Below are 12,590 nucleotides of genomic sequence, written 5' to 3' on the forward strand. Positions count from 1 at the left end.
CTGCCGCACGGGACCGTCATGTGTTGCATCCGCGTGCTTGGATGGAGGTGTGACGCGGGTATTAGCGGTCGCCAATCAAAAGGGTGGGGTAGCCAAGACGACGACGGTGGCGTCGTTGGGTGCGGCGTTGGCGGAGAAGGGCCGGCGGGTACTGCTGGTCGACCTGGACCCGCAGGGTTCGCTGACGTTCTCCCTCGGTCATGACCCCGACGCGCTGCCGGTGTCGGTGCACGAGGTGCTGCTCGGTGAGGTGGAACCCGATGTCGCGCTGGTGCAGACCCCCGAGGGCATGACGCTGCTGCCGGCCAATATCGACCTGGCCGGCGCGGAGGCGATGCTGTTGATGCGGGCCGGGCGGGAGTACGCGCTCAAGCGGGCGCTGGCCAAGGTCGCCTCGGATTTCGATGTCGTGGTGATCGACTGTCCGCCGTCGCTGGGTGTGCTCACCCTCAACGGTCTGACCGCCGCCGACGAGGCGATCGTGCCGCTGCAGTGCGAGACGCTGGCGCACCGCGGTGTGGGGCAATTCCTGCGGACGGTCAACGATGTTCAGCAGATCACCAACCCGGACCTGACGCTGCTGGGTGCGCTGCCGACACTGTATGACTCGCGCACCACGCACAGCCGTGACGTGTTGTTCGATGTCGCGGATCGGTACGAGCTCCCGGTGCTGGGGCCGCCCATCCCGCGTACGGTGCGTTTTGCCGAGGCCAGCGCCTCCGGGTCGTCGGTGTTGGCGGGCCGGAAGAACAAGGGCGCCAACGCCTATCGCGAGCTGGCCGACAACCTGCTGAAGCACTGGAAATCCGGCAAGGCGCTGGCCACCTTCACCCCGGAGGTCTAGGGTGCAGCGAGCGCCACCACGGTGTCACCGCGCTGCTCGACGATCGTCGATCCGGCCACCGCAGGCACCACCGGGGTGTCGGCCGGTTCCCGCGCGATGCCGATATGGGTTATGCCGGTACCGGTTTCGGTATCGAACACGTCGTAGCCGTCGGTGACGGGCACCAGCAGCCGGCCGGCCATCACGGTCGCCGGCCCCACCGGCGCGCCGCCCGGTGCGGGGGACACGGTGTACTTGTAGCGCAGCCCCTCGGCGTCGAACACCAGCACCGAATCCCCGGTCCACCAGGTGATCAGGTCGCCGGCGCGCGAGGCCGCCGCGTGCGGCGACGGTGCGCGCTCCAACGGGATGCTCGCCGTCACGTTGCCGGTGTCGTCGACGATGTTGACCACCGGCTTCGGGGTCGGCAGGTACACCGCGGTGGTGGTGTCCGACACGGCGATCACCCGTGCGTCGGCATCCACCGACACACCGGGCTGCTGCTCGTACTTGACCTCGGGGACGTCCTCTTCGTCGGACACCCGCAACAGGGTCAGTCGCATCTCGGTCTGCTGCGGGCAGGACTCCATGATCGAGACGGCGGCTGAACTGGCCTGCGCCGAGACCAGCCGGCACAGCGGCGACACCGGCACATCGGGTTTCACTCGGGCATCCAGCGCGCCCCAGCTGAGCATGCGCACCATGTCCGAGCGCCACAGTTCCAACCGGCTGTCCCCGTAGGACAGCACGACGGTGCCATCGGTGGACAACTTCACCTCGGCATCGGCGTAAGCGGTGCGGGCCGGTCCGCGCTTGCCGGTGCCGGCGTCGATGGTGCTGACCTGTCCGCACCCGCGCGAATCCGGATACACCGCGACCGCGTACTGATAGGCCGAGGTGACCCCGCACAGTTCGAGATCGCGTTCATAGCTCCACAGTTGGTCACCGCTGACCGGATCCCGGCCGGTGACCGTGCGCCCGTTCCCGGTCACCAGTGCGCCCGACACCACCAGGGGTTGCGTCGTTTCCGCGCTGGGAGCGGTCCATAACTGCTGCAGGCGATCCGGTACCTGCGTCGCAGGGGTCAGCGTCGGCACCGGCCCGGCGGCAGGGCGGCTGATGGTCGCGCGCGCATCGCTGGTCCACCAGATCAGCGCGGCGACGACGGCCACCGCCAGGGCGATGACGCCCGCTGCGATCAGATCGCCGCGGGTGCGGCGTTCGGGTCTGATCACTCAGCCGTGGCGGGGGCGCCGGTCTTGCGCGGCCGACGACGCCGGCGGCGCTTGGCCGGTGCGGCCTCACCGTTTTCGGTATCGGACGTGGACTCCGGACCCGTCTCCGAACCCGTTGCGGAGTCGTCGCTCTCGGGGTGCCCGGTAACCGGCTGGCCACCGCGGGTGCGGCGACGGCTCCGGGTGCGCGCCGGACGCTCGGTCCGCTCGACGCGTTCACCCTCGGTGCGCTTCTTCGGCGTCCGCGGCGCGGCGATCGAGCCGGTCGCCTCGGCCGGGATCTTCAGCTCGCTGTACAGATGCGGTGAGCTGGAATAGGTTTCGGCCGGCTCCGGGCAGTCCAGGCCCAACGCCTTGTCGATCATCGACCAGCGCGTCAGCTCATCCCAGTCGACCAGGGTGACGGCGATACCGGTCTTGCCGGCGCGGCCGGTGCGTCCGATGCGGTGCACGTAGGACTGCTCGTCCTCGGGGATCTGGTAGTTGATGACATGGGTGATGTCGTCGATGTCGATACCGCGGGCGGCGACGTCGGTGGCCACCAGCACGTCGACATCGCCGGTGCGGAACGCCTTGAGCGCCTTCTCGCGGGCGATCTGACCCAGGTCGCCGTGCACCGCACCGACCTTGAACCCGCGCTCGCCGAGTTCGTCGGCGACCTTCTGCGCCGTGCGCTTGGTGCGGGTGAAGATCATGGTGGCCCCGCGGCCCTCGGCCTGCAGGATGCGGCTGACCATCTCGACCTTGTCCAGCGCGTGGGCCCGATAGATGAACTGCTCGGTGGTGTCGTGCGTCTGCGACGACTGCGCCGACTCGGCCCGGATGTGGGTCGGCTGGTTCATGAAGGTGCGGGCCAGCGTGATGATCGGGTCCGGCATGGTGGCCGAGAACAGCATGGCCTGCCGGCTGTCGGGGGTGAGCTTGAGGATGCGCTCGATATCGGGCAGGAAGCCGAGGTCGAGCATCTCGTCGGCCTCGTCGAGCACCAGCACCGAGAGCCCGCCCAGCTGCAGGTGACCCTGCTGGGCCAGGTCCAGCAGGCGGCCGGGGGTGCCGACGACGACGTCGACGCCCTTCTGCAGGGCCTCGATCTGCGGTTCGTACGGGCGGCCGCCGTAGATGGCGGTGACGGTGAACTTGCGGTCACCGGCCCTCAGATCCTTGGCGGCGCCGTTCAGATCGTCGAACACCTGCAGGCACAGCTCGCGGGTGGGCACGACCACCAGGGCGCGCGGCGCGCCGGTCAGGGGTCGGGATTCGTCGGTGGAGATGCGGTGCAGCAGCGGGACGCCGAACGCCAGCGTCTTGCCCATACCGGTGCGGGCCTGCCCGATCAGGTCGTCGCCGGCCAGCGCCAGCGGCAGGGTCAGCTCCTGGATGGCGAAGGGATGTTCCTTGCCGGTCGCGGCGAGCGCGCGCACGATCTCGTCGCGCACGCCCAGGTCGGCGAAGGTGGTGGTCGGTGTCGTGGTGGGTGCAGTCATATTGTGTTTCGGCGGCTGGGTGGCCGCCGTCAGCCTTTCGCTTGTCATTCCTCGTCGCGTCCACGCGCGCACGACGATGACGAGTAAAAGGCGGATATCCCCAGCTAAGCGGGCTATACCGCTCCGTCGGGCCCTGCGTTGAGAGCGGGCCAAACACGTGCACGCACATTTCTTGGCGGTGGCGATCGGCGGCCGGGAGGCCCGGTGCAATCACAACCTGACCTCCATGATAGCTGGTCACGCCGTCATCCCCGGCATTGCGCAGGTTTGGCGGCGCCGTCGGCTGGGCATCAACCCCGGTCGTGACCTCGCATGCAGTGATATCCGGAGCCGGGATCGCCGGCCCGGCACTGGCCCATCAACTCAACGCGCGCGGTTGGCGCACGACGGTCATCGAGCGGTTCCCGAAGCGCCGCGACGACGGCCAGAACGTCGACATCCGCGGTGCCGCCCGCGAGGTGGTGCGCCGAATGGGCCTGGAATCCGATATCCGCGCCGCGGGCACCGGCGAACTCGGCACCCGGTTCGTCCGCGCCGACGGCACCGCTGCCGCGTCGTTTCCGCTGTCGGAGCCCGGCGGTCCCGACGGGCCGACCGCCGAGTTGGAGATCCTGCGCGGTGAGCTGTCCCGCATCCTCGTCGAACACACCGCGGACACGGAGTACCGGTTCGGCACCCAGATCGCCGATGTCGGCGACCGCGGTGACCGCGTCACGGTCGTGCTCGACGATGCCGCTGTGCTGGAGGCCGACCTCCTGGTGATCGCCGAGGGGCTGCGCTCACGGTCACGGCGCTTCGTCACCGACGTAGCCGTCGACGACCTCGGGATGTACTTCGCCTATGCCACCATCGCCCGCCGCGACAGTGATGACCGGTGGTGGAACTGGCAGCATGCGACTCGGCGCCGGTCGGTGCACCTGCGGCCCGACAACCTGGGCACCACGCGCGCCATCTTGACCTTCATGTCCGATGTGCGCGGCTTCGAGGACCTGGACCGTGCCGCGCAGTTGACCATCCTGCGGCGCACCTTCGCCGATGTCGGCGGCGCCGCCGACCGCATCCTCGACGAGATCGAGGGCGGCGCACCGATGTACTTCTCGGCCGTGGGCCAGGTGGCCGCGCCGAGGTGGAGCAGAGGACGCATCGCGCTGCTCGGCGATTCGGCGTTCTGCAACGCCACGTTCGGGGGAGCGGGTACCAGCCTGGCGCTGATCGGGGGCTATGTGCTGGCCGGCGAGCTCGCGGCCACCGACGATGTCCGCGCCGCGCTGGGCGCCTACCGGCGTGTCATGACGCCGTTCACCGACACCGCGCCCGAGGTTCGCGAGTCGGTGCTGCGGCTGGCCAACCCGCGCACCCGTCTGGGTATCCGGATGCTGCACGCCGGAGCCGCACTGTCGGCCGGGCCCGTCGGCCGCGCGGTGAGCGCCGTCGCGGGCAACCGGATCTCCGGTATCGCCGGTGCCGACCTCCGGCTGCCCGATTACCCGGGCGCCATCACCTCACCTGACGTCGCCGGTGAGGTGCGGTGATTAAGGTTGGGCCATGACGTCGACGCCGTCCGATGCCGCCGCCAGCGTTTCGCGTGTCCCGGCCGACCATCCGGGCATCACCGAACTGTTCGCGCTCCTCGCCTACGGCGAGGTCGCCGCGTTCTACCGGTTGACGGAGGAGGCGCGGATGGCGCCCAACCTGGCGGGCCGGATCAACATGGCCAGCATGGCCGCCGCCGAGATGCGGCACTACGAGATGCTGCACGACGCGTTGTCCGCCCGCGGTGTGGACACCGTGCCTGCCATGACGAAATACGCGCCCGCCCTGGAGAACTATCACCGGCTGACCACCCCCAGCACTTGGCTGGAGGCCCTGGTCAAGACCTATATCGGCGATGCGCTGGCCGCCGATTTCTATCTGCAGATCTCCGACGCCCTGCCGGTCGAGGCCGCCGATGTGGTCCGCGGCGTGCTGTCGGAGACCGGGCATTCGCAGTTCGTGGTGGGCGAGGTGCGCGCCGCGGTCACCGCCAGCGACCGGCAGCGGCACCGGCTGGCGCTGTGGTCGCGCCGCCTGCTCGGCGAGGCCATCACCCAGGCGCAGTTCGTGCTCGCCGATCGTGACGAACTCGTCGATCTGGTGATCAACAGCAGTGCCGGGCTGGCGCAGCTGTCCGAGTTCTTCGAGACGTTGCAGCGCACCCACGCCAGCCGCATGCAGGAGCTGGGTCTGGCCTGACCGCTACCGGGTGCAGGTCGCGATCATCGAGTCGTTGGCCTGCACGGCCAGCGCGGTGCCGTTGCCGTCGAGGATGGCGCAGTTCAGCTGACCGGCCACGCTGGTCGCCGTCACCGAGGACAGCGTCACGCCCGGATTCAGCGTCACCGACTTCACCCACGGCAGCGCGACGTTCACATCGGTCTGCAGCGCGCCCTGCGCATCGGTGTAGATGATCGTCACCAGGTCGATCAGCTGCCGGTTGCCCGTCACCTGATAGGTGACGGTGCGGGCGGCGGCGGCCGGATCCACGGCGGCCGGCGGCACCGGGGGTGCCGGCGCGGCCGGGGGTGCGACCTCGGCGGTCGGGGCGGCTTCCGGAGTGAGGGTCGCCGAGGGGGTCGGGGTGACGGTGGTGACCGTCTCGGGGGACAGGTTGGCGCCCGGCAGGTCGGCGGCGGGGGCAGGCGGGGCTGCGGTGGGCGTCGGTGCCGAGTCGTCCTGCGGGGCGGCCGAGGTGGTGGCCGCGGTGACGGTGCCGCTGTCACCGCCGCCGAGGATGACGCCGGTGCAGATGACCGCGACCATCAGGACGACGCCGGCGACGCCGGCCACCCAGATCCAGCGTCGGTCCAGCGTCTCGTGGTAGTCCGCTGGGTACTGGTACTCGGTGGCGTAGTCGGAGTCGGTCTCGGCGCGGTACGCGGGTTCGTAATCGGTGGCATAGAGCCCGTCGGCGTACTCGTCGGCGGGGTTGTAACGCCGGTGCCGGTCGGTCGGGTATTCCGCGCCGAATCCCGACTCGTGATCAGCGTCGTAGTACGAGCGGTAGGTGTCCGAATAGCGCTCGCGGGTTGCCGAATTTGGCGAATATTGCCTGCTCATTACGTATATCCCAGATCGTTTCGGTGCTTACCCGGCCGATGCTAGTGGTGCAAAAGTTACGGATGATGTTGACGCGCTCTCGGTCGGATAACGGTCCGGACTCGGTCTGGTCGCCGCCGGTTCGCTCACGGCGCAACGACCACGGCGCGGGTGGCGCCGGTGCGTCCATTAGCCTGATGGCACGCATCGCCATCCAACCGAAGGGGTCTCAAGCGTGGACATCAAGATCGGGGTCGCCGACAGCCCGCGAGAGCTGGTCATCAGCAGCGCGCAGACGCCCGACGAGGTGGAGAAGGCGATCGTCGACGCGCTCGGCCAGTCCTCGTCCGTGCTGTCGCTGACCGACGAGAAGGGGCGCCGCTACCTGGTGCAGGCCGCCAAGATCACCTACGTGGAGATCGGCCCCACCGACGGCCGCCGGGTCGGCTTCGGAACCGTCGGAGCCGTCGGCGCCGAGGCCGTCAAGAGCTAGGAGCGGGTGAGCGGCACGTGTGACAGTCCGCCCCAGGCGAACTGCACCGTGCCCTCCACGGCCGCCTCCTTGGAGATGGGCCGGTCGTTGTCCAGCCAGTAGCGCGCACAGTCGACGCTGGTGGACACCAGACCCACCGCGATCATCCGGGCGCGGTGGGCTTCCAGGCCGGAATCCCGGCTGATCAGGTCGAACACCGCATCCGTGCAGGACTCGGTCGCCACCTTCACCTGGGCCGCCACCTGTGGCTCGGTCACGTAGTCGTTCTCGAAGATCAACCGATAGCCCTGGCTGTCGTGCTCGACGAACTCGAAGAACGCCTGCACCGCGGCGCGCAGCCGCTGCCGGTTGTCGGTGGTGGTGCGCAGTGCCTGACGCACCCCGGACACCAAGTTGTCCACGTGGCGTTGCAGGACCGCCAGGTACAACTCCAGCTTCGATGAGAAGTGTTGGTACAGAACGGGTTTGCTGACGCCGGCGCGGTCGGCGATCTCATCCATCCCGGCCGCGTGGTAGCCGCGGTCGACGAACACCTCGCTGGCCGCGATGAGCAGTTGGCCGCGGCGCTCGTCGCGGGGCAGTCGGTTGCCGCGCCGGTTGCCGCCGGTGCCCGCCTTGGCGCCCCGCGCTCCGGCGGCGTTGGCGAGATCGCTCATGACGTCCTCGATTTCAATCTGTACTGCGTGCTCGTAGGCACCTTCGGGGGCAGTTCTGTTGCTGCCGATCGCCACGACATTACTACCGCACCCATGACGAGGCGTTCCCGTCGGTGCATGTGTTCGGTGGCGCGCCGAAATCGCAAGCGTGCTTCGTTATGCCATTCTGGTGCGGTGACCTTTGACCCTGGGCGCCGCGGGGGCATCCGTGGCCCCGGCGGGGGAGAGCGCAACGACCCGGGGAACATGCACCGCACCCAGCGTCGGCGCAGCCAACCGGACGCACACCGCGGTCAGCCACGTGAAGATTCCGGCCGGGTGCGCACGGACCCGGGCAATGTGCCGGCCCCGCGCGAGCTGTGGCGTGAGCCGCTGCGCGCCCAGCGGGATCCGCTCGCCGAGGACCTCGGCCGCGCCCGCGCCAACCGCGACGACCGCCCCCAGTTCCGCAAGCAGAGCTGGCTGGGCCGGTTCGTCTCGACCTACGGTTGGCGCGCCTACGCCCTGCCGATCCTGGCGGTCGTCACCGTCATCGTCATCTATCAGACCGTCACCGGCGCGCCCGCGCCCGCGCCGGTCAACGCCGAGGGGCCGGTGCAGGCCCCCGTCGAATCGCCCAGCACCGAGATCGTCGGCGCACCGCCCAAGGGCCTGACCCAGTACGACGCCAACCTGCCCACCGGCATCCTGCCCGGTGGCGGACCGTTCACCCAGGCCGGCGCCAAGACCTGGCATATCGTGCCGGGCACCGCGCCCAAGGTCGGTCAGGGCACCGAACGCACCTTCACCTACACCGTCGAGGTGGAGAACGGACTGGACACCGCCTCCTTCGGCGGCGACGAGGGCTTCGCCCGGATGGTCACCGAGACATTGGCCAACCCGAAGAGCTGGACGCACAACCCGCAGTTCGCCTTCCTGCGCGTCGACAACGACAGCGAGGGCCCACCGGATTTCCGGGTATCGCTGACCTCGCCGCTGACCATCCGCGAGGGTTGTGGTTACGACATTCCGCTGGAGGCGTCCTGCTACAACCCGGCCTACCTGGGCGACCAGTCGCGGGTGTTCATCAACGAGGCCCGCTGGGTGCGCGGAGCCACGTCGTTCCAGGGCGATATCGGGTCCTATCGGCAGTACGTGATCAACCATGAGGTCGGTCACGCCATCGGCTACCGCCAGCACGAGCCGTGCCCGGAGAACGGCGCGCTGGCGCCGATCATGATGCAGCAGACGTTCTCCACCAGTAACAACGACGGCGCCAGGTTCGACGCCGGCTCGGTGCCCGCCGACGGGCTGACCTGCCGCTTCAACCCCTGGCCGTACCCGATCGCCTGACCCGCGCCGCCCCGCCTTTCGTGCGGCGAAACTCGCGTACCCGGGGTGAATCTGGCCGCGCGAACCCCGGGTACGGGGGTTTCGCCGGGCCGGGCCCGGCCAGCGGGAACGGATCACCCGGTTTTGCTGTTGGATACCTGTGCCTGGTCTGATTGAGATCAGGAATTCGTTTGTCGATCCGAGGAGTGCACGGTGACGTCACTGCCGCCGCTGGTGGAGCCGGCCGCTGAACTGACCCGCGAGGAAGTCGCTCGCTACAGCAGGCATCTGATCATCCCCGACATGGGTGTAGACGGTCAGAAGCGTCTGAAGAACGCCAAGGTCCTGGTGATCGGCGCCGGCGGGCTGGGATCGCCGACGCTGCTGTATCTGGCCGCCGCCGGGGTCGGCACCATCGGCATCGTCGAGTTCGACGTCGTCGACGAGTCCAACCTGCAGCGCCAGATCATCCACGGCCAGTCCGATATCGGCCGGTCCAAGGCGCAGAGCGCGCGCGACTCGGTGCTCGAGGTCAACCCGCTGGTCAACGTCGTGCTGCACGAGTTGCGCCTGGAACCGGACAACGCCGTCGACCTGTTCGCCCAGTACGACCTGATCCTGGACGGCACCGACAACTTCGCCACCCGCTATCTGGTCAACGACGCCGCCGTGCTGGCCGGCAAGCCGTACGTGTGGGGTTCGATCTACCGGTTCGAGGGCCAGGTGTCGGTGTTCTGGGAGGACGCCCCCGACGGTCTCGGCCTGAACTACCGCGACCTCTACCCGGAGCCCCCGCCTCCGGGCATGGTGCCCTCCTGCGCCGAGGGTGGCGTGCTGGGCATCCTGTGCGCGTCCATCGCCTCGGTCATGGGCACCGAGGCGATCAAGCTGATCACCGGGATCGGTGACACCCTGCTGGGCCGGTTGATGGTCTACGACGCGCTCGACATGAGCTACCGCACCATCAAGATCCGCAAGGATCCGGCAACCCCGAAGATCACCGAACTGATCGATTACGAGGCGTTCTGCGGTGTCGTCTCCGAGGAGGCCGCGGAGGCATCGGCGGGCTCGACCGTGACCCCGCGCGAACTGCGTGAGCTGCTCGACTCCGGCAAGCCGGTGGCGCTCATCGACGTCCGCGAGCCGGTCGAGTGGGAGATCAACCACATCGAGGGCGCCGCGCTGATCCCCAAGTCGGTCATCGAGGCCGGTGAGGGTCTGGCGACCGTGCCGCAGGACAAGACCGCGGTGCTGTACTGCAAGACCGGTATCCGCTCGGCCGAGATGCTCGCTGTGCTGAAGAAGGCCGGATTCTCCGACGCGATGCACCTGCAGGGCGGCATCGTGGCCTGGGCGAAACAACTCGAACCCGACATGGTCATGTACTGACCGCGTGTCGGCCGCGGCACCGCTTAGGCTGACGTGCGTGACTGACGATCTGCCACCCGACCATGTGATGGCGGCGTTTGGTCTGGCCGGGCTGCGGCCGGTGCCGCTGGGTTCGTCCTGGGAGGGCGGCTGGCGCTGCGGTGAGGTCGTGCTGTCGATGGTCGCCGACCATGCGCGCGCGGCGTGGTCGGCCAAGGTGCGCGAGACGCTGTTCGCCGACGGTATCCGGTTGGCCCGCCCGGTCCGTTCCACCGACGGCCGCTACGTGGTCGCCGGTTGGCGCGCCGACACGTTCGTGGCCGGCACGCCCGAGCCGCGTCACGACGAGGTCGTCTCGGCGGCGGTCCGGCTGCACGAGGCCACCGCCAAGCTGGAACGGCCGCGTTTCCTGACCCAGCCGCCGGTGGCGCCGTGGTCGGATGTCGACGTGTTCATCGCCGCCGATCGCGCGGCGTGGGAGGACCGGCCGCTGCACAACCTGCCCGCCGGTGCGCGGGTGGCGCCGGGCACGGCCGACGGCCAGAAATCGGTCGAGTTGATCAATCAGCTCGCCGCGCTGCGCACCCCGACCCGCAGTCCCAGCCAGCTCGTGCACGGAGACCTCTACGGCACAGTGCTTTTCGCGGGCACCGCGGCGCCCGGTATCACCGACATCACGCCGTACTGGCGGCCGGCATCGTGGGCGGCCGGGGTGGTCGTCGTCGACGCGCTGGCCTGGGGTGAGGCCGACGACGGTCTGGTGGAGCGTTGGAGCCCGCTGCCGGAATGGCCGCAGATGTTGTTGCGGGCGTTGATCTTCCGGTTGGCGGTGCATGCCCTGCACCCGCGGTCGACCGCTGCCGCCTTCCCGGGTCTGGCCCGCACCGCCGCCCTGGTTCGGCTCGCCCTCTAACCTTTTCGCCCAAACGAACAAACGGGCGCCAAAGTCCCAGCAACGCGTGACCATTTCGTCAGTCTCGGCACCCGAGATTCGGCCGGTCAGAACTCGTGGCGGTACTCGCGCAGCGACACCCGGCCGTAGACGGCCAGCACCCCCTCGGCGCGCAGCCGCTCCAACTGACGCGTCGCGAGGTGCGGCGCGGGCCTGCCGGAGGCCGGAATCACCCGATGCCACGGCAGATCCGAGGAGTCGGTACGCATGATCCAGCCGACGATCCGCGGGCTGGGCAGCCCGGCCGCCTCGGCGATGTCACCGTAGGTGCTCACCCGGCCCCGTGGGATCACGGCCACCAGCGCCCGCACCGTCTCCACCTGATCCTCGGTGATCGGCGCCACCGGTCACCCCAGATGCGTGCGGATGATGCCCGCCGTCTCGACGGGCAACGCCTGGGCGACCATGTGATCGCAGTCCAGCTCGGCCAGCGTGAAACTGTCCCCGAGCGCATCGCGCAGCGTGCCGATCAGTTCGTCGGTCGCGTACGGCGGAGCGGTGCGCGTCGCCCGGATCAGCGTCGTCGGAGTACCTTTGCGCGGCAACGGAACCGGGCGCGTCAGCTCGCTCCAGTAGGACATCGCGGCCGGTACGCTGATCCGCCAGCCCAGCCGGCCGTTGGGCAGCCCGATCAGATGCTCGTCGAGTTCGCGTTCCAGCACCGCCGGGTCGCGGCCGGCGACCTCACCCCACGAACCGGACAGCTTGTCGGCGCGGGCCTCGTCGCGGTCGGGATAGTCCGGTGCGGACAGCATCGCATCGGCGATCTCGGCCATCCACTCACCGTCGAGCGCCACCGCCGGGTCCAGCAGCACCAGTGCGCCGACCAGATCGGGGCGTGCCTGCGCCAGCGCCAGTGACACCGCACCGCCGAACGAATGCCCCACCACCAGCACCGGTCCGGCCGCCTCGGCGTCCAGCAGCGCGGCCAGGGCCGCCACGTTGGCCTCGATCGTCCACGGCGCCGCCCACGAGGAGCGGCCATGCCCGATCAGATCCGGTGCCAGCACGGTGAACTCGGCGAGATGCTCGTCGGCCAGTTCCTGATACCGGCGGCCGTGACCGGTCAGTCCGTGGATGGCCAGGATCTGCGGCGGTCCGGGCGGGCCGTAACGGTAGGTGTGCAGGGCTGCGGTCACGATTCGATGGTAGGCGCACGTCAAGGCCACTTGTCGGACCCCCGTGGTCTGATG

At 69.2% G+C, this 12,590-nt stretch carries 13 protein-coding genes; 7 read left to right on the forward strand and 6 right to left on the reverse strand.

What is annotated here, in order from left to right; genetic code table 11:
* Positions 1–49 precede the first annotated feature (49 nt).
* Positions 50–844, forward strand: a complete 795-nt coding sequence (locus ACWDUN_RS21235) for a ParA family protein (protein ID WP_449931972.1) — start codon at positions 50–52, stop codon at positions 842–844.
* Here the strand turns inward: ACWDUN_RS21235 and ACWDUN_RS21240 are convergent.
* Entirely contained in the window at positions 841–2,058 is a 1,218-nt protein-coding gene (locus ACWDUN_RS21240; protein ID WP_449931973.1) for an Rv3212 family protein, read from the reverse strand. The genes ACWDUN_RS21235 and ACWDUN_RS21240 overlap by 4 nt on opposite strands.
* Positions 2,055–3,542, reverse strand: a complete 1,488-nt coding sequence (locus tag ACWDUN_RS21245) for a DEAD/DEAH box helicase (RefSeq protein ID WP_449931974.1) — start codon at positions 3,540–3,542, stop codon at positions 2,055–2,057. Before ACWDUN_RS21245 ends, ACWDUN_RS21240 begins: the two co-directional genes overlap by 4 nt.
* Positions 3,543–3,844: 302 nt before the next feature.
* Here ACWDUN_RS21245 and ACWDUN_RS21250 point away from each other — a divergent pair, with 302 nt between their 5' ends.
* On the forward strand, positions 3,845–5,074 hold the full coding sequence (locus tag ACWDUN_RS21250; RefSeq protein WP_449931975.1) for an FAD-dependent monooxygenase: 1,230 nt from the start codon (positions 3,845–3,847) through the stop codon (positions 5,072–5,074).
* Positions 5,075–5,087: 13 nt separating this feature from the next.
* Positions 5,088–5,774 (forward strand): ferritin-like fold-containing protein, encoded by a 687-nt coding sequence (locus tag ACWDUN_RS21255; RefSeq protein ID WP_449931976.1) that lies wholly within the window; start codon positions 5,088–5,090, stop codon positions 5,772–5,774.
* Positions 5,775–5,777: 3 nt separating this feature from the next.
* Here the strand turns inward: ACWDUN_RS21255 and ACWDUN_RS21260 are convergent, their stop codons facing one another.
* Positions 5,778–6,638, reverse strand: a complete 861-nt coding sequence (locus ACWDUN_RS21260) for a hypothetical protein (RefSeq protein ID WP_449931977.1) — start codon at positions 6,636–6,638, stop codon at positions 5,778–5,780.
* Between the two features lie 214 nt (positions 6,639–6,852).
* Here ACWDUN_RS21260 and ACWDUN_RS21265 point away from each other — a divergent pair, with 214 nt between their 5' ends.
* The gene (locus ACWDUN_RS21265; RefSeq protein WP_449931978.1) at positions 6,853–7,110 is read left to right on the forward strand and encodes a DUF3107 domain-containing protein; all 258 of its coding nucleotides are present in this window, start codon (positions 6,853–6,855) and stop codon (positions 7,108–7,110) included.
* On the opposite strand, the gene ACWDUN_RS21270 is transcribed toward ACWDUN_RS21265, so the two are convergent.
* Entirely contained in the window at positions 7,107–7,766 is a 660-nt protein-coding gene (locus ACWDUN_RS21270; RefSeq protein ID WP_449931979.1) for a TetR/AcrR family transcriptional regulator, read from the reverse strand. The two genes, ACWDUN_RS21265 and ACWDUN_RS21270, sit on opposite strands and share 4 nt — an antisense overlap.
* Positions 7,767–7,940: 174 nt before the next feature.
* Here ACWDUN_RS21270 and ACWDUN_RS21275 point away from each other — a divergent pair, with 174 nt between their 5' ends.
* From ACWDUN_RS21275 to ACWDUN_RS21285, 3 genes are all read left to right on the forward strand, one after another.
* Positions 7,941–9,098 (forward strand): DUF3152 domain-containing protein, encoded by a 1,158-nt coding sequence (locus ACWDUN_RS21275; RefSeq protein WP_449931980.1) that lies wholly within the window; start codon positions 7,941–7,943, stop codon positions 9,096–9,098.
* Between the two features lie 192 nt (positions 9,099–9,290).
* Complete coding sequence (gene moeZ, locus ACWDUN_RS21280) at positions 9,291–10,466, forward strand: adenylyltransferase/sulfurtransferase MoeZ (RefSeq protein ID WP_449931981.1); 1,176 nt, start codon at positions 9,291–9,293, stop codon at positions 10,464–10,466.
* Positions 10,467–10,503: 37 nt separating this feature from the next.
* Complete coding sequence (locus ACWDUN_RS21285) at positions 10,504–11,358, forward strand: TIGR02569 family protein (protein WP_449931982.1); 855 nt, start codon at positions 10,504–10,506, stop codon at positions 11,356–11,358.
* An 86-nt stretch (positions 11,359–11,444) separates the two neighbouring features.
* On the opposite strand, the gene ACWDUN_RS21290 is transcribed toward ACWDUN_RS21285, so the two are convergent.
* Together ACWDUN_RS21290 and ACWDUN_RS21295 are read right to left on the reverse strand one after the other, a co-directional pair.
* Entirely contained in the window at positions 11,445–11,741 is a 297-nt protein-coding gene (locus ACWDUN_RS21290) for an MGMT family protein (protein ID WP_449931983.1), read from the reverse strand.
* Between the two features lie 3 nt (positions 11,742–11,744).
* Complete coding sequence (locus ACWDUN_RS21295) at positions 11,745–12,536, reverse strand: alpha/beta hydrolase (protein WP_449931984.1); 792 nt, start codon at positions 12,534–12,536, stop codon at positions 11,745–11,747.
* Between the last annotated feature and the right edge of the window lie 54 nt (positions 12,537–12,590).

This window comes from Mycobacterium sp. NPDC003323, assembly GCF_053589535.1.